A 16,524-nucleotide genomic window follows, 5' to 3' on the forward strand; every position below is an offset into this window, starting at 1 on the left:
TCTAAACATAAAGACACCATCATAAATATTGAGAATGTACGAAAGGAGGAAAGGAGGATGAACGGATGCTGGATTTAATGCGGAGGCTGGGTATTGCCCTAATCATGGGGCTTTTCATCGGTCTTTTGTTTTTGGGAGGATTAAAAACAGAGGAGCCAGGAGAGATAAGCCCTCCCAGCACCTTTAAATATTATAAATGAATAGTTTTGGCTGAAACGATGTCATCGAACTGGACTAACGCTTCAATAAGCTGATCATCAATCAGTTTATCACAAGTTAAAACCATGATTGCTTCGCCGCCGATGTTTTTACGTCCAACCTGCATTGTTGCGATGTTTACGCCATGGTCGCCCAGTACTTTTCCGACGCGTCCAATAACACCTGGTTTATCGATGTGTTCTACATATAATACTTCCCCTGCCGGGTAAAAATCGATATCGAAACCGTTTAAATCAACAATTCGTTCACCGTAGTTTGGAATATACGTTGCTTTTACGGAAAAAGTCCGATGATCTCCATCTACTTGAACAGCGATGCAATTTGCATATCCAGAACCGTTTGAAGCAATTTTTTCGCTGAAGCTGATGCCGCGTTCTTTGGCGATGAGGCCAGCATTCACTTCGTTAACAGTTGAATCAACCCGTTCTCCTAAAAATCCAGCAAGAAATGCTTTCGTAATAAAAGATGTTTCGAGTTCAGCAACCGTTCCTTCGTAAACGATTCCGATATGTTGAACAGGTTCTTTCATGTATTGAGAAGCAAGCTGACCCAATTTTTTGGCCAATTTATAAAACGGCTGTATTTTGTCAAATATATCTTTTGTTAATGTTGGTAGATTAATAGAATTTGTAACAGGTTTTCCATTTAAAAATTTTAATACTTCTTCAGCAACTTGAGAGGCAACGTTTAATTGGGCCTCTTTCGTTGATGCTCCAAGATGCGGTGTAGCAATGACCTGTTCAAAATCAAGCAGCTTCCGATTTACTGGAGGCTCGACTTCAAATACATCAAGAGCAACGCCTTTCACATGTCCAATTTCTAAATAATGAATTAATGCTTCTTCATCGATGATGCCGCCCCGGGCGCAGTTTAATAAATAAACTCCTTTTTTCGTTTTTCCGATATTTTCCTTTCCTAATAAACCTCTTGTTTCTTTTGTCAATGGTGTATGAACAGTAATGATATCAGCTTGCGCTAAAACTTCATCGAGCTTGCAGCTGTTTACTCCCAATTTTTGCGCCCGGTCTTTTGTTAAAAATGGATCAAACACTAAGACGTTCATTCCAAAAGCTTTTGCTCTTTTGGCAATTTCGCTGCCGATTCGTCCTAAACCGATGATTCCTAAGCTTTTGCCGTATAGCTCAGTACCGAGAAAGGCGGAGCGGTTCCATTCACCTGATTTAACGGAAACATTTGCTTGTGGAATATGACGAACAAGCGATGCCATCATGGCAAATGTATGCTCGGCAGTTGAAATCGTATTTCCGTCAGGTGCATTAATCACGACAACTCCGTATTTTGTCGCTGCTTCAACATCGATATTATCGACTCCGACGCCTGCTCTTGCAACAATTTTTAAATTTGTCATTTTTTGAAGCAGTTCTTCTGTTACTTTCGTTGCACTGCGGACGAGCAGAGCATCATATTTTTCCAGGTCGTCAACTTCACTTACTTTTTTCTGAACGACATTGATGTTTTCATCGTTCAATAATGGTGCTAATCCATCGCTTGATATTGAGTCAGAAACAAGAACATGAAACATTTTCTAAGATCCCCCTAGTGAACGAATTAAAAATGAAAACAAAATTTCTGATTATTTTATCTTAACTGATCTATGTTGTCAAGGTTCAAAACTTTACAGTTTGAAAACGTTTACTGTGTGTAAAAAGGGAAAAAGAGAGTTGCTTCTGAAGAAACAGCTCTCTTTTTTGTTTAATTGTTAGATTCATTGTATCGTGCGATACATTCGTCAATTAGTTTTGCCGCTGCTTCAGGTCCTTCCCAGCTGCCGATCTCTGTTCGTTTTCCTTCCAAATCTTTGTAACGTTCAAAGAAATGGGCAATTTCTTTTAATTTGTGCTCCGGCAGATCTTCAATCGATTGAACATGATCAAAACGAGGATCATCTACAGGAACGCCGATTAATTTTGCATCTTCTTCACCGCTGTCGATCATGTTTAAATAGCCAATGACACGCGATTCTATGACGCATCCAGGGAAAGTCGGATTGGTGACGATTACGAGAATGTCAAGAGGATCGCCGTCAAGTGCTAAAGTATTTTCTAAATAACCGTACTCTGCAGGGTAAAACATAGGCGAATAAAGAACCCGGTCTAGTTTAAAAACGCCTTTTTCCTTGTCATATTCATATTTGTTTTGGCTTCCTGTCGGAATTTCAATAAAAGCTTCGACAACTTTATTGTTTGCCATCGACAAAATCCTCCTTTATTATGTATGCCTTTTTATTATAGAGGATGTAAAAAATATTGGCAATTGTAGAAAAAAGACAATGAAATAAAATAAGTTTCTTTTTTTTTCGTTATTGTATATAATGAAGATAAAAAATATGGATTCATCTTCGGGGCAGGGTGAAATTCCCGACCGGCGGTGATAAAAGCTTTTAAGCTTTTTTAGCCCGTGACCCGTAAAGGTGTTTTTCCTTTACGGTGGATCTGGTGAGAATCCAGAGCCGACAGTATAGTCTGGATGGGAGAAGATGAGGGTTCAGGCGTTTCAAAAAATATGATCATTGAAACGTTTATTTTAACCTGCTTACAATTCTCCCTCTGCGTCAATGTAGAGGGTTTTTTTATTGAAGCAGGAGATGGACCCTTCCTTCTTTTCAAGATGGATCACAGAAAGAAAAGGAGAGAAGGACTGTGTTAAAAACAAAGGCATTTAAACTTGTTTTTGTAGGAATGTTAAGCGGGATTTCCTACTTGCTTATGGCTCTTAACTTTCCGCTTCCGGGACTTCCGGCATTTTTAAAAATTGATTTCAGCGAAATTCCTGCTATGCTGGCGACGATTTTATTAGGGCCGATTGCAGGATTGGCTGTAGAAGCGATTAAAAATACGCTTCATTACATCATTCAAGGAAGCGCGACAGGAGTTCCGATTGATCAGTTGGCAAATTTCTTGGCCGGATTGTTTTTCCTTTTGCCGTTTGCATTCGTGTTTCAAAAAGTTCGTTCGATGAAAGGGGTTCTTTTCGGTTTAGCTGCCGGGACCATTTCGATGTCAGTAGCCATGAGCTTATTGAACTATTATTTCATTTTGCCGGCATATACGCTGTTTTTAAATATGCCGCAAATGTCGATTGCAGAAGTGAAGCAAGTCATTATTGCCGGGATTTTGCCTTTTAACCTCATTAAAGGAACAATTATTGCCATTGTCTTTTTAATGATTTACGGCAGAATCAAAGAATGGCTTCAACATAAATTTAACGTGCAAAATGCATAAATTTATATGCAAAAAAGCGGAGACCAGCCGCTATGATGTTTTCGCATCATAACGGTGCTCCGAATTATGATACACAAAACCCCCACAGAAATTCGTTTTTCCGTGGGGGTTGTTCTTTTAAAGCTGATGAAACAGCTATTCAAATTTTAAAGGATCGCCGTCAAAGGGTTCATCAGCAATTTTAATGGAATCTGTTGGGCAACCTTCAAAAGCATCCATTAAATCATCTTCTAAAACTTCTGGAACTTCAACCGTCCCTTGGTTATCATCTAGAATAACGTATGCGATTCCTTCGTCGTCATAATCATAAATATCTGGCGCTGCTGCCCCACATGCACCGCATGCAATGCATGTTTCTTTGTCAACGATTGTATATTTTGGCATTGTCTAACCTCCTGTATAAATGAAATGAGTAGAAGTCATAAAAGAGAAAGAAACATTTATCTTCCACTTCAGAATGTTTTATATAATAATCAGAATACCACATAATTATTGTAAGATGGAATATTAAACATTTCAATAAAAAAAGATGAAAAGTCATAGTATTTCGATAAACTTACTTAAATCAATCATTCATTATATATTTTTCGACAATTATTGGATAAATTTTGATAAAATAAGGATTGAACAGAAGGTTTCAATTTTTAAGGTGATCAAATGCCTCTCTCTTATTTGGAAGGAATTATCCTTTATTGTTTTCAACAGCTCAAATGCGAGCGATCGAAAGCAGCTGTTTTTCATTTATTAAAAGGAAAAAAATCTTCTCAAACGATTCAAGATAGCATTATTTTTCATTTATCGAACTTATTTGGGATTTGCCGTGAGCTCGAGCTTGAAGAATATAATCACTTGTTAAACAGATTGGTTCAGCTGTCATATGTCAAACAAGTAAAAGGCGAGTTTTATATGGTCACAATGAACGGCGAACGGGTGCTGCAAGAATTTTTGTCAGAAAAACCGTTTCCTGATAAGCTGGATGGGGCCACCTACAATGATATAGGAAAAATTTTTTGGCAGCGTTTATCTTTATTTGTTCAAACGGTTTCCCATCTAGTTTATAACCATTCGAAATTTTTACCTATAACAAATAATGGTCAGCTGTTGCATTTTGTCAAAACATACATATTACAGATGAAAGAGACAAAGAAAAATATCGGAAATCGAACGTTTTTGGAAATGAACCGTTTGCTTGAATGTTTAGATGAAAAGGGAGCTATCTTAGTTGTCAATCGTTTGTCCGGCTTTAAAAAAAATGGAATCACCTTTGAACAGCTTGCAGCAGCTGCGAATGAAGATCCTTTTTATTTGAAGCTTATGTTTCAAGCTGCCGTCATTCAAATGGTGAACGAATTGCAAAAACGTTCTGATCAATATCCGATATTATTCGGTCTTTTACGAGATTTGATAAAAAAACACCCGCTAACCGCATCGGCGGAAAAAACGTACTGCTTGTTGGCGGAGGGGTTGGACATTGATGAAATTGCAGCAGTCCGAAAGCTTAAAAGAAATACGATTGAGGACCATATTGTTGAGATTGCTTTAAACATGCACGATTTTGCCTTCGAACCTTATGTAAGCAAAGAAGATGTGCTCAAAATCGGGCAAGCGATTGAAAAGCTGCAAACAAACAAGCTGAAAACAGTTAAAGAATATCTTCAAGATCAATACAGCTATTTTCAAATTCGGCTGGCAATGGCTGCAATAAGGAGATGGCAATGACGAAAGATCTTTTTACTTTGCTGAAGGAAAAATTCGGTTATTCAAGCTTTAAAACAGGCCAAAAGGAAATAATTGAAGATGTTATTAGCGGACATGACGTAGTTGCCATGCTGCCGACAGGCGGTGGAAAATCATTGTGCTATCAGCTTTCTGGCTATTGTTTACAAGGTGCTGTATTAATAGTGTCCCCGCTATTGTCGCTCATGCAAGACCAGGAACAGCAGATGAAAATGTTTGGAGAAAAAAGAGTCATTGCATTAAACAGCTTTTTAACCCGATATGAAAAAGAAAAAGCTTTTCGGCAATTGCACCGTTACAAATTTATATTTTTATCGCCTGAAATGTTTAAATCAAAAAGGCTATTGGATGCATTGGCGCAAATCCAAATATCTTTATTTGTCGTCGATGAAGCGCATTGCATTTCACAGTGGGGACATGATTTTCGGCCTGACTATTTAAAGCTCGGAAAGGTAAGGGAGATGATCGGTTCTCCTCCTTGTTTGGCGATGACCGCCACAGCCACTAAAGAAGTGCTGAACGATATCGCGAAATGCTTGCATTTAACCGATGCAACATTTCATATTCATTCTATTGACAGGCAAAACGTTGCCATTAATGTTGAAGCCGTAAGCAGCCAAGAGGAAAAATTGGAGCGATTAGCCGAATGGCTGAAAATGTTAGAAGGGCCGGGTATCATTTATTGCTCCACAAGAAAGTGGGCGGAAGAGCTTGCCAGATGGATTGAACAAAAGGGAATGACAAATGCGGCTTATTATCATGGCGGAATGGAATATGAAGATAGAATGTTGATTCAACAGCAATTTTTAAATGACGAACTTTCGGTTATAACGGCGACAAATGCTTTTGGAATGGGAATAAACAAAAAAGACGTTCGATTTGTCATCCATTTCCATTATCCTGCTGACATGGAATCATACGTACAAGAAATAGGCCGGGCAGGAAGAGATGGAAACCAAAGCATTGCAATTGCACTTGTAGCAAAGGGTGACGAGGAGTTTCCCCGGTCGATAATACGTTCTGAATTTCCTGAAAAAAAAGAGATTGAGTTGATTGTAAAAACGATTCGGTTAAAGGGAAGCTTTGATTTAACAGAAGAAGAGTGGAGCAGCTTCGGCTTGTCTGATGTACAGAGGAGATTTTTACAATATAATTTCCAAATGTTGGATGAAAACATGTATCATTGGACGACTGATCAGATCGTAAATTATGTATGGAGCAAGATTGAAGATCGAATGAAAATGAAATTTAAAAAATTAGCCGACATGGAAGCATTTTTACGAGCAAAAGCATGCAGGCGGAACATGATTTTAAGCTATTTTCAGGAAAAATCTTCAACAAAGGTTTCGATTTGCTGCGACAATTGCGGAATAAACGATCGTTTTTTTATCCGAAAAAAAATTCATTCATCCCAGCCAATGATAAAGTGGGATTGGAAGCAAGAATTAAAAAGGCTGTTTCGTCAAAGTGGGTGAAGGCGTGATTAAAAGACAAGAAGAATTGATAAAGAACATGACCGATCGAGAGCTTTTATTTCATCTCATGGTCACTCAGTCGCTATTTCTTCTTATATCGATTATTTTAGGGTTCATTTTTTTTGACCGTGCGGAGGATTTTTTTCAATTATGGGAATTGAGTTGGGAATCGATAGCTGTTGGCTTGCTTGCAACAGTTATCGTTCTGCTCATTGATTTGGTAATTATGAAATGGGCGCCAAAAAGCTGGTACGATGATGGAGGAATCAATGAAAAACTGTTTCAAAACAGAAGCTTGCCGGAAATTTTTTGGATGACCCTTATCGTTGCTTTTGCGGAAGAAATATTGTTTCGCGGGGTTCTGCAAACCCATTTTGGACTGTTTATCGCCAGTTTGATCTTTGCCTTCATGCATTTTCGTTATCTTTCAAAATGGCTGTTATTTGCAACGGTTTTGTTCGTCAGTTTTTTTCTCGGAGTGATATTTGAACTGACTGAGAATATTTTAACAACAATTTTCGCTCATTTTCTTATCGACTTTGTATCGGCAGTGCAAATTCGCTTTCAATATTTGAAAAATAGTAAAGGCGATGGGAGGGACGATGAAGAAGATGACAAGTCCGTATGAACATGACCAAGCTGAGCGTTTAAGGGAAAAAATGATTGATGAAATAAAAGAGAGAACGGGGACATATCCGTCTCGGAGTGAAGTGCATAAAAAAAGGCGGAAGAAAAAAAAGAAAATGAACTATCCGCTTTTGCGTATTCTCGTCTTTCTTTTTATATTAGTGCCAGTCGTTGTTTTATTTTTAACTTCTTATTTGGAACGAAATCAATCAAACCGCAGCGGGGAAAATCTTTCAGATTTTGACTCTGTAATTATTAAAAATAATAGCGGGAAGTCTGTTCAAGAAGAGAGAGTGGAAGAAAATAATTCCTCTAACTCAGACAAAGAAGAAGGAAATCAGAATGAACAGGAAGCTTCTCCAACGACTGAAGAACAATCCTCTTCCAACAGCACAAGAGACGAAACCCGAAAAGAAATTTCTGGAAATGAAAGCGATGGAAACATGGAAGAGAACAGACGCATCATTACTCATGTTGTCCAGCCGAACGAAACGCTGTATAAAATCTCGATGAAGTATTATAAAAGCCGAAATGGCGAAGAGCTTATTCGAGAATGGAATCATCTTCAAGATTCCAACATTTATGTCGGACAAGTTTTAAAAATCCCTTTAGATAATCCCCAATAACTAAAAATTTTTCATATTTGAAAAAGATCATGCATAACTTGTACAAAAAACTTTGGGGGATTTTAAACGAATGGAAAGGCAAATTAAAGATCTGCCCTATACAGATCAACCTACCAAGCATATGCTGCAAGGGCTCATTGAGCGTAAAAGAGAATTCGAAACATATAAACAGAAATGTTTGGCTTGGCAAATAATTACATTTGTGGAAGTGATCATTTTTATAGTGTTTATTTATTTCAACGTATATCAACGATTGGAAACAGATCTTTTGTTTGTTTTATTCTATTTTTTTCAATCATCACACTTATTCGCCGTTTTGCTGATTGCATTCAGCTATTCAACAGCCGTTTATTTTAAAAAGAAAGAAGAAAAAGCGGAAAAAGAATATCATGAGCTTAGATGGGAAATTATTGATAAAAGCACTGATTTTTGGAAAAGCGAAGAAGAGTGGATGAATCGCGACAAGGTTTTTTCTGTTATGAAAAAAGAATTTGATATTAATCTCTATTATAAAACGAAATAAAAATGTGATTTGTGAGTAAAAATGCTTGTCTTCACCCCCTCGTAATTGTAAACTGTTTACTAACTAAAGAACCATCTTTTAGAATCAACATACAATATCGTATGATGTATTGACGGCAGGAGGGAAGAAGATGCGGCTCGAGCGTCTTAATCATAATAAAATTAAAATTTTCCTGACTCTAGATGATTTGTCGGATCGCGGCTTAACAAAAGAAGATCTATGGAACAACTCTTTAAAAGTTCATCAGCTTTTCCGGGAAATGATCAATGAGGCAAGTGAAGAACTCGATTTTCATGCAAACGGTTCGATTGCGGTCGAGGTTTATTCACTAAAAGCACAGGGAATGGTGATTATTGTTTCCAAAAATAATGATGAAGAACTTGAAGATGAATTTTTAGATGATTATATTGAAATGCAAGTAAAAGTGGATGAACATCAAGATATATTGTATGAGTTTTTGAATTTCGAAGATGTCCTCGATCTTGCAAAAGTTCTTCAACGTTTCGAAATAACAGAAGGCGCGCTATATTCATATCAGGGACGATACTACCTGCTGTTTGATGACATCTCTAAGATTGAAACGGAGCATCTTGTTGCAATTTTAGCGGAATATGGAACGCCAACACATATGACAACTCATAGACTGCATGAATATGGAAAATTATTGATAAAGGATCACGCTGTTCGTCTTTTGAATGACTATTTTTCCTGAGGCTGACAAAACATCGCCTTTCAGCGATGTTTTATCAGCTTTTTTTGCGTAGATTTAGTATTTTATTTGATAAAAAACAAAGCGGTTTGCCGCTTTCTTTTTTTAACAAGAAATTCAGTATCCCTTTATTTTCTATGAATTAATGATTGAATTAATTTATAGAAGGTGTATACTAAGTCATGAAAGGTGGACTTTTCCTTTTCATTATTAAAGAACATATAGGAGGTTTACTTATTATGGTAGCCGAAGGCAATGACAAGCATGATGTGCTAAAAGCTACGCAAAAGGTAATACATAAAGCGTTAGGAAAACTAGGTTATCCAGAAGAGGTGTATGAATTATTAAAAGAGCCGATTCGCATGCTGACAGTGAAAATACCTGTTCGCATGGATGACGGTTCTGTTAAAATATTTACTGGCTACCGGGCGCAGCATAATGATTCTGTAGGACCTACAAAAGGAGGCGTTCGCTTCCATCCAAATGTAACTGAAAACGAGGTAAAAGCGCTTTCAATTTGGATGAGTCTAAAATGCGGAATTATTGATTTGCCTTACGGTGGTGGAAAAGGTGGAATTGTTTGTGATCCAAGAGATATGTCGTTCAGGGAATTAGAAAGATTAAGCAGAGGATACGTTCGGGCAATTAGTCAAATTGTTGGCCCTACAAAAGATATACCTGCACCTGATGTATTTACGAACTCGCAAATCATGGCTTGGATGATGGATGAATACAGCCGGATTGATGAATTTAATTCGCCAGGATTTATTACCGGCAAGCCTCTCGTTCTCGGCGGTTCACATGGCCGTGAATCGGCAACGGCAAAAGGCGTGACCATTTGCATTCGCGAAGCAGCGAAAAAGCGTGGAATTTCTTTACAAGGGGCTAGGGTCGTTGTCCAAGGATTTGGAAATGCAGGCGGTTATTTAGCAAAATTTATGCATGATGCCGGAGCAAAAGTTGTAGGTATTTCCGATGCATACGGCGGTCTGTACGATCCAGACGGACTTGACATCGATTATTTATTAGACCGGCGCGACAGCTTCGGAACTGTTACGAAATTGTTTAATGATACGATCACTAATAAAGAATTGTTAGAACTTGATTGCGAAATTTTAGTTCCTGCGGCGATTGAAAACCAAATTACAGAAGAAAATGCCCATAATATTCGGGCTCAAATTGTCGTAGAAGCAGCCAACGGTCCGACAACTGTTGAAGCCACTCAAATCTTAACGGACCGGGGAATTTTACTCGTGCCTGACGTATTGGCAAGCGCGGGAGGAGTAACGGTTTCTTATTTCGAATGGGTTCAAAATAATCAGGGCTACTATTGGTCTGAAGAAGAAGTGGAAGAAAAATTGGAAAAAATGATGGTGAAAGCATTTAACACTGTATATGAAACGGCGCAAAACAGAAGAGTAGATATGCGGCTTGCTGCATATATGGTAGGCGTAAGAAAAATGGCAGAAGCATGCAGATATCGCGGATGGGTATAATATTTGCATCGTTTTGCAGTTTCCCCTATGATAATGTAGGGGAAATTTTTCTTTTGTCACCAGCCGCTTAATGCTATAGGAGTGATCATGATGCAAGAAGAAAAAGTGATCATTGTCGGCGGAGGTCCATGTGGACTATCGGCTGCGATCGAATTGAAGGAAAAAGGAATAAATCCTTTAGTTATTGAAAAAGGAAATATTGTTGATTCCATTTATCGCTTTCCAACACATCAAACCTTTTTCAGCACAGCAGACAGGCTTGAAATTGGCGGAGTCCCATTTATCACAGAAAACCGAAAGCCTGTCCGCAATCAAGCGCTTGCTTACTACCGGGAAGTTGTGAAGCGAAAAAATTTGCGCATTCATACATATGAAAAAGTAGAGAAGGTAGAAAAGCAGCAGGACGGAACGTTCATGGTAACGACGGAAAAAGGAAAATATCGTGCGTCATTTGTTGTGATTGCTACAGGTTATTATGATAATCCAAATTACATGAATGTTCCAGGCGAAAATCTGCCCCACGTTTTCCATTATTTTAAAGAAGCTCATCCATATTTTGATAAAGATGTCGTTGTGATCGGCGGGAAAAACTCAAGTGTTGATGCCGCGCTTGAGCTTTATAAAGCCGGGGCTAGAGTAACTGTATTGTACCGAGGAAGCGGGTATTCTTCAAGCATTAAGCCTTGGATATTGCCGGAATTTGATTCTCTTATCAAAAAAGGCTATATAAAAATGGAATTTCGGGCAGATGTAAAAGAAATTAAAAATGACTCTATTAGTTATATTGTGAACGGAACAGAAGAAAAAACTATTCCTTGTGATTTTGTCTTTGCCATGACTGGCTACCATCCAGATCATAACTTTTTGAAAAAAATGGGTGTACTTATTGATGAGCAGACAGGCAGACCTTACTACAATCCCGATACAATGGAAACGAATGTAAATGGGATTTTTATAGCCGGTGTCATCGCAGCTGGAAATGATGCGAATGAGATTTTTATCGAAAACGGCAGATTTCACGGGGAATTGATCGCAGAAGAAATTATCAAAAGAGTATAAAAATAGGGGATGTCCCGAAAATAATCAAGTAGAGAAAAACAATCCGTTTTTCTCTACTTGATTTTGTTGCTTTCATAAGTTGTGGGGCCGTCCAGAAATCAAATCGCCATTGAAAACAAAAAATCATAAACACCGATATATCAACGTTTCTAACACATTAATGGGGGCGTCAATAAGCTGTAAAAACGGCTTATTAGACACCCCCTTCTTACCTCTAGTCAAGTATTTTTTATTAAATAATTTGGTTAATATAGATTTTATTTTGGAAGGAAGGGGGACCCCTTCCTTCCAAAATAAATTTTCGCATGACAAATAGACCTCACGATTTCCATTTTTTTCGTCAGGTCTTTGTGATATAATCTTACTTACGATTACTGATGCATTGTTGCCTTTTCGTAATCGTATTTCAGATTATGTGTGATAAGGTGATAAGCCGATTTCAAGAACTTATTCACGCATGCTATGGACGCAACTTTATGAGGTTTCCTCTGGGGTTGCGTTTTTAATTTATCATAATAATCTACAATATGATTTTGTGTGTTTTTCCGTAGTTGGATCATGGTCTGGATCATGTAAAATAGAATCTTTCTAAGTTTGTTATTTCCTCTTTTATTAATCTTGTCTTTATAAAAGGTATTCCCAGATTGATATCTCATAATATCAATACCGACGTAAGCATTCAGTTGTTTATGGTTTTTGAATCGTCGAATATCTCCTAATTCTCCAATTAAACGAACTGCAGTCGTTTCTCCGATTCCTGGAAATGAAATTAAAATCTGATACTCTTGTTTATCTTTCGATAATTTAACCATCTTTTGGACAAGTTGATCTCTTTTCTCCTTCAAGTCTGCAATCCGTTTGGCATAATCCCGCACTTGTTCACAGCGAATATCATCTTTTGAAATTGCTGGATACGCTTCTTTTGCTGCTTCGATTAAAGCGATCCCTTTTTCTTCAGCACGTGCCAATGATAAGTTTTTTCTTGTGTTGGCTTTTAAACGATTACGAATCACTGTTTTTGAACAAACTAACACATGATCCGGATGAGGGTATAATTGAACGACATTCAAAAATAAAGCAGAACGTTTACTGAATAGCTTTTCTAACTCGGGAAAACTCAATTGTAGAATCGCATGTAAACGACTATATAAATGCGTCATTTCACTACTTAATTCATCATAATATCTCGTCATTGCACGCATTTGTTTATAATATTCCCCTTCTTGATAAGTTTGTTCACGTTCAACTCTAAAGTGAGTTTTCGCAAGTTCATGAGCGTCGCTTTTATCTGTTTTTTGTCTCCTCATTGAAGCCATTTGAATATTCGCTTCGAGTGGGTTAACTCGATAATACATATAACCTTGATCACCTAAGAATCGTTCTAGTGGTTTTGAATATACGCCTGTTGCTTCAAAGACAATATCAGGTGCCTGTGCATCTTTTTGTGTTAAAGATATAAGGGTTTCGTTTAATTTCTCGAAAGAGTAGCGGTTATGGGTTATTTCACCCTCATATTCGCATTGACGATAACGGTCATAAATGACCATTGTACTTTTCCCCATACTGACATCAAATGCCACTACGTGTTTCATATTTTCTGCCTCTCCTTTTTAGCCAAACATAGAAGTTCTTCACATTGCCTTATTGATTCCATTTTCTTATACACGGTCTCTTCGGACCCAACATACTAAACTGATTCAAATAAGGATGTGAAGTTGGTCTGTTTTTAATACGGACTCTATTTGGTCCCAGGGGATGTTCGACCTTCCTTCACTTCTACTATAAAAAAATAGTAGCACAAACCTTGGCCTAGGTCTGTACTACTAATGTTAGTATGTTTTACTTGTAACATTTTTTAGTAAAATTTGTGTTGATCATCACAACAGCTTATTATTTCGAAAACATTTCTTCTATTTCAGTTAAATCGCTCGTTTTTTCTAAAGCCACTAAAAGCTTTATTCTAGCTTTTTGCCCGTTTAATCCGTTCGAAAATATAACGCCAAGCTGTTTTAAATGTTTTCCTCCGCCCTGATAATCATAGACATCCTGCACAATGCCGTTAAAACATCGTGAGACAATGACGATCGGCACTTTCTTCTCAATAAGCCGTTTCATGCCGGGGACTAAAGCCGGCGGCAAATTTCCTTGCCCTAAAGCTTCAATGACGATTCCATCCGGATTCAGTCCTTCAACTGCTTCCATTATTTTTTCATCCATGCCTGCATACGCCTTTAAAAGGAGCACATGTTTAGAGATTTTCGTTATACTATATGTTTCTTTTCTTAACGGATAGTGATGAAATGCCAGAATTTTTTTGTTCACAATACCGATCGGTCCGTATTGCGGACTTTGGAATGTAGCGATATTGCTTGTATGCGTTTTTGTGACGTTTTTTGCTGTATGAATCTCGTCATTCATGACAACTAACACACCAAGGTTTTTCGCTTTGTCGGAAGCAGCAACTTTTATGGACATCAATAAATTATATAATCCGTCTGATCCGAGTTCATTATTTGACCTCATCGCACCCGTTACAACAACGGGGATGGGAAGGTCAAGAGTCAAATCTAAAAAATAAGCTGTTTCTTCTAAAGTATCCGTTCCATGAGTGACGACGACACCGTCGATGCTTCCATTTTTGGCATGATGTTCGATTTCTTTTTTAATTTCCAGCATTTCCTTAGGAGTTATATGCGGGGAAGGCAAGTTAAAAAGCTCTTTTACGATTGTTTGTACATTGTTTACATTCAATGAAAAATTTGTTAGAGGATTGGACCCTCCTGGTCTCACTGCACCGCTTTGTTCATCTTCCAGCATTGAAATTGTACCGCCTGTATGTAAAATCAATACTTTCTTCATCTTTTTATCCCTTTCATTAAAGTTTCATTTTTTCATGCTTATTTTTGATTTTCATTTTGTCATATACATGTTACCATTTTATCAAAAGGATGTTTTTAACAACTTACTGCTGCTCTAACATGAATCATCATTTCTCATTCTTTTATTTTGTTTTATTTTAAAAGGAACATTCTGATAAATCTATACATAAATAAGGAGATACTAGAAGAAAAGAGGCTGTCATTATGATTGCGATTATTACAGCAGGCATTGCACCAGGGCTGGCAATACTTTCATATTTTTATTTGAAGGATCAATATGAAATGGAACCCCTTTACATGGTGGTTCGGACGTTTATTTTCGGTGCGCTGCTTGTTTTTCCAATTATGTTTATTGAATACGTTCTGGAAACAGAAAATGTATTTCCCTCTTCTTTTTTACAAGCTTTCTTTGCTTCGAGTTTATTGGAAGAGTTTTTTAAATGGTTTATTTTTTATTTTACAATTTACTCCCATTTTCATTTTGATGAACATTACGATGGAATCGTTTATGGTGTGTCCATCTCCCTCGGCTTTGCGACATTGGAAAATATTTTATATTTAATTGCGAACGGTGTGGAGTTTGCATTCGGGCGCGCAATTTTTCCAGTCCCAAGCCATGCATTGTTCGGTGTCATCATGGGGTATTATTTAGGAAAAAGCAAATTTTCGAATGATAGGCTTAAAAAAAGATGGCTCTTTTATTCTCTAGTTATTCCGTTTCTTTTGCACGGAACGTACAATTATATCTTGCTTTCCAATGAAGACTGGAAGTTTTGGGTCACTCCGTTTATGGTGTTTTTATGGTGGTTTGGGCTTCATAAAGCAAAAAAAGCGCGCATGGTATACAAGCAAAATATCGAAACAATATCAGGATAAAAAAATTTTTGAACCGGCATGAGCCGGTTTTTTTGTTGTATAAAATGACATCTACTACAGAAAATACATGTAACGATATAAAGTGAGGAGGCATGATGATGGGAAAAAACATGAAATATCTGCTCGCAAACGCTTTTGTTTTAATCGTTTTTCTTATTCTTTCTAACAATCAGCTGCATGTTCATGCTTTTAGCGAACAAGTGATTCAGAGAGGTGCGACAGGTGATGATGTCATTGAACTGCAGGCAAGACTTCAATATAACGGATATTATCATGGGAAAATTGATGGGGTATATGGATGGAATACTTATTGGGCAGTTAGAAAATTTCAAAATAATTTCGGACTTAAAGAAGTAGATGGTTTAGTTGGTCCTGAAACAAAACAAAAGCTTATCAATACGACAAAATATTATAAGTCTTTTGTCCACGAACAAATTCGAAAAGGCAGAGACTTTACCCATTATGGCGGAGTGCCGCTAAAAATCCAAACAGCGCCTTCTGAGGAGCTGCGCGCAAAATGGCGGAAGCAAACCGAAAAAAATCTCGCAAAAAATGTACCGCCAAAAAAACAACAAGCTGGTCAGGCTGGACAAGGGCAAAAGCAGGCTGCTCCTAAACAGCAAGCAGCCCAAAATAAACAACAAACAGGGAAATCGGTACAGCCGATGGCGGTGAATATGCCTGGAGGCTTTTCACAAAATGACTTAAATCTTTTAGCCAATGCCGTTTACGGAGAAGCCCGCGGCGAGCCTTATATTGGTCAAGTAGCAATTGCGGCAGTTATTTTAAACCGACTGAACAGCCCGACATTTCCAAATACGGTTGCTGGTGTTATTTTTGAACCGGGTGCTTTTACAGCTGTCAGCGATGGACAAATATATTTGACACCAAATGAAACAGCGAGAAAAGCGGTGATGGACGCCATTAACGGGTGGGATCCGACAGAAGAAGCTCTCTATTATTTCAATCCTGATACAGCAACAAGCCCATGGATATGGACGCGGCCGCAAATCAAGAAAATCGGAAAACACATATTCTGTGAATAGTGAGGTGATT

The 16,524-nt window shown here is 37.8% G+C and carries 17 protein-coding genes and 1 riboswitch; of the genes, 12 read left to right on the top strand and 5 right to left on the bottom strand.

Features of this window, described 5'->3' with window-relative positions; translation table 11 throughout:
* The first annotated feature begins 65 nt into the window (after nt 1-65).
* Entirely contained in the window at nt 66-200 is a 135-nt protein-coding gene (locus NSQ61_RS03575) for a hypothetical protein (RefSeq protein ID WP_261308724.1), read from the top strand.
* On the opposite strand, the gene serA is transcribed toward NSQ61_RS03575, so the two are convergent.
* On the bottom strand, nt 191-1,762 hold the full coding sequence (gene serA, locus NSQ61_RS03580; protein WP_066247685.1) for a phosphoglycerate dehydrogenase: 1,572 nt from the start codon (nt 1,760-1,762) through the stop codon (nt 191-193). The two genes, NSQ61_RS03575 and serA, sit on opposite strands and share 10 nt — an antisense overlap.
* Before the next feature lie 170 nt (nt 1,763-1,932).
* Nucleotides 1,933-2,430: an inorganic diphosphatase gene (locus tag NSQ61_RS03585; protein WP_063388619.1), complete on the bottom strand. Its 498-nt coding sequence runs from the start codon at nt 2,428-2,430 to the stop codon at nt 1,933-1,935.
* Nucleotides 2,431-2,570: 140 nt separating this feature from the next.
* Nucleotides 2,571-2,722: riboswitch (FMN riboswitch) on the top strand.
* 157 nt (nt 2,723-2,879) lie between these two features.
* Between NSQ61_RS03585 and NSQ61_RS03590 the strand changes: the two genes are divergently transcribed.
* Nucleotides 2,880-3,461: an ECF transporter S component gene (locus NSQ61_RS03590; protein WP_082829402.1), complete on the top strand. Its 582-nt coding sequence runs from the start codon at nt 2,880-2,882 to the stop codon at nt 3,459-3,461.
* A 135-nt stretch (nt 3,462-3,596) separates the two neighbouring features.
* Here NSQ61_RS03590 and NSQ61_RS03595 read toward each other — a convergent pair whose 3' ends face one another.
* Nucleotides 3,597-3,845 carry a ferredoxin gene (locus tag NSQ61_RS03595; RefSeq protein ID WP_063388618.1) on the bottom strand — a complete coding sequence of 83 codons (249 nt, stop codon included), beginning with the start codon at nt 3,843-3,845 and terminating at the stop codon, nt 3,597-3,599.
* A gap of 273 nt (nt 3,846-4,118) precedes the next feature.
* On the opposite strand from NSQ61_RS03595, the gene NSQ61_RS03600 reads away from it, so the two are divergent.
* The 8 genes from NSQ61_RS03600 to NSQ61_RS03635 all read left to right on the top strand — a co-directional run bounded on the left by NSQ61_RS03600 (nt 4,119) and on the right by NSQ61_RS03635 (nt 11,713).
* A complete protein-coding gene (locus NSQ61_RS03600; protein WP_144598197.1) occupies nt 4,119-5,180 on the top strand; it encodes a helix-turn-helix domain-containing protein in 1,062 nt (353 codons plus the stop codon).
* A complete protein-coding gene (locus tag NSQ61_RS03605) occupies nt 5,177-6,673 on the top strand; it encodes a RecQ family ATP-dependent DNA helicase (RefSeq protein ID WP_340806039.1) in 1,497 nt (498 codons plus the stop codon). The genes NSQ61_RS03600 and NSQ61_RS03605 overlap by 4 nt, the downstream gene beginning before the upstream one ends.
* A 4-nt stretch (nt 6,674-6,677) precedes the next feature.
* Entirely contained in the window at nt 6,678-7,301 is a 624-nt protein-coding gene (locus tag NSQ61_RS03610) for a CPBP family intramembrane glutamic endopeptidase (RefSeq protein ID WP_311066282.1), read from the top strand.
* On the top strand, nt 7,276-7,926 hold the full coding sequence (locus NSQ61_RS03615) for a LysM peptidoglycan-binding domain-containing protein (protein WP_157728008.1): 651 nt from the start codon (nt 7,276-7,278) through the stop codon (nt 7,924-7,926). The genes NSQ61_RS03610 and NSQ61_RS03615 overlap by 26 nt, the downstream gene beginning before the upstream one ends.
* A 70-nt stretch (nt 7,927-7,996) precedes the next feature.
* Entirely contained in the window at nt 7,997-8,449 is a 453-nt protein-coding gene (locus tag NSQ61_RS03620) for a DUF2663 family protein (protein WP_066247688.1), read from the top strand.
* A 130-nt stretch (nt 8,450-8,579) separates the two neighbouring features.
* Nucleotides 8,580-9,161: a genetic competence negative regulator gene (locus NSQ61_RS03625; protein ID WP_063388612.1), complete on the top strand. Its 582-nt coding sequence runs from the start codon at nt 8,580-8,582 to the stop codon at nt 9,159-9,161.
* Between the two features lie 236 nt (nt 9,162-9,397).
* Complete coding sequence (locus tag NSQ61_RS03630; RefSeq protein WP_063388611.1) at nt 9,398-10,654, top strand: Glu/Leu/Phe/Val family dehydrogenase; 1,257 nt, start codon at nt 9,398-9,400, stop codon at nt 10,652-10,654.
* 90 nt (nt 10,655-10,744) lie between these two features.
* On the top strand, nt 10,745-11,713 hold the full coding sequence (locus NSQ61_RS03635) for a YpdA family putative bacillithiol disulfide reductase (protein ID WP_066247690.1): 969 nt from the start codon (nt 10,745-10,747) through the stop codon (nt 11,711-11,713).
* Between the two features lie 371 nt (nt 11,714-12,084).
* Here NSQ61_RS03635 and NSQ61_RS03640 read toward each other — a convergent pair whose 3' ends face one another.
* Complete coding sequence (locus NSQ61_RS03640) at nt 12,085-13,305, bottom strand: IS110 family transposase (protein WP_063388609.1); 1,221 nt, start codon at nt 13,303-13,305, stop codon at nt 12,085-12,087.
* A 298-nt stretch (nt 13,306-13,603) separates the two neighbouring features.
* Nucleotides 13,604-14,572, bottom strand: a complete 969-nt coding sequence (locus tag NSQ61_RS03645) for an asparaginase (protein ID WP_340806043.1) — start codon at nt 14,570-14,572, stop codon at nt 13,604-13,606.
* A gap of 224 nt (nt 14,573-14,796) precedes the next feature.
* Here NSQ61_RS03645 and prsW point away from each other — a divergent pair, with 224 nt between their 5' ends.
* Nucleotides 14,797-15,468: a glutamic-type intramembrane protease PrsW gene (prsW, locus tag NSQ61_RS03650; RefSeq protein WP_066251976.1), complete on the top strand. Its 672-nt coding sequence runs from the start codon at nt 14,797-14,799 to the stop codon at nt 15,466-15,468.
* 92 nt (nt 15,469-15,560) lie between these two features.
* Nucleotides 15,561-16,514 carry a spore cortex-lytic enzyme gene (sleB, locus tag NSQ61_RS03655; protein WP_094246145.1) on the top strand — a complete coding sequence of 318 codons (954 nt, stop codon included), beginning with the start codon at nt 15,561-15,563 and terminating at the stop codon, nt 16,512-16,514.
* Nucleotides 16,515-16,524 lie beyond the last annotated feature (10 nt).

The organism is Aeribacillus sp. FSL K6-1121, from assembly GCF_038003725.1.
In the GTDB taxonomy this organism is placed as follows: domain Bacteria; phylum Bacillota; class Bacilli; order Bacillales; family Aeribacillaceae; genus Aeribacillus; species Aeribacillus composti.

Coding starts and splice junctions, on each gene's coding strand:
- NSQ61_RS03575 (WP_261308724.1), top strand. CDS start 66: ATGCTGGATTTAATGCGGAGGCTGGGTATTGCCCTAATCATGGGGCTT.
- serA (WP_066247685.1), bottom strand. CDS start 1,762: ATGTTTCATGTTCTTGTTTCTGACTCAATATCAAGCGATGGATTAGCA.
- NSQ61_RS03585 (WP_063388619.1), bottom strand. CDS start 2,430: ATGGCAAACAATAAAGTTGTCGAAGCTTTTATTGAAATTCCGACAGGA.
- NSQ61_RS03595 (WP_063388618.1), bottom strand. CDS start 3,845: ATGCCAAAATATACAATCGTTGACAAAGAAACATGCATTGCATGCGGT.
- NSQ61_RS03600 (WP_144598197.1), top strand. CDS start 4,119: ATGCCTCTCTCTTATTTGGAAGGAATTATCCTTTATTGTTTTCAACAG.
- NSQ61_RS03605 (WP_340806039.1), top strand. CDS start 5,177: ATGACGAAAGATCTTTTTACTTTGCTGAAGGAAAAATTCGGTTATTCA.
- NSQ61_RS03615 (WP_157728008.1), top strand. CDS start 7,276: ATGAAGAAGATGACAAGTCCGTATGAACATGACCAAGCTGAGCGTTTA.
- NSQ61_RS03620 (WP_066247688.1), top strand. CDS start 7,997: ATGGAAAGGCAAATTAAAGATCTGCCCTATACAGATCAACCTACCAAG.
- NSQ61_RS03625 (WP_063388612.1), top strand. CDS start 8,580: ATGCGGCTCGAGCGTCTTAATCATAATAAAATTAAAATTTTCCTGACT.
- NSQ61_RS03630 (WP_063388611.1), top strand. CDS start 9,398: ATGGTAGCCGAAGGCAATGACAAGCATGATGTGCTAAAAGCTACGCAA.
- NSQ61_RS03635 (WP_066247690.1), top strand. CDS start 10,745: ATGCAAGAAGAAAAAGTGATCATTGTCGGCGGAGGTCCATGTGGACTA.
- NSQ61_RS03640 (WP_063388609.1), bottom strand. CDS start 13,305: ATGAAACACGTAGTGGCATTTGATGTCAGTATGGGGAAAAGTACAATG.
- NSQ61_RS03645 (WP_340806043.1), bottom strand. CDS start 14,572: ATGAAGAAAGTATTGATTTTACATACAGGCGGTACAATTTCAATGCTG.
- prsW (WP_066251976.1), top strand. CDS start 14,797: ATGATTGCGATTATTACAGCAGGCATTGCACCAGGGCTGGCAATACTT.
- sleB (WP_094246145.1), top strand. CDS start 15,561: ATGATGATGGGAAAAAACATGAAATATCTGCTCGCAAACGCTTTTGTT.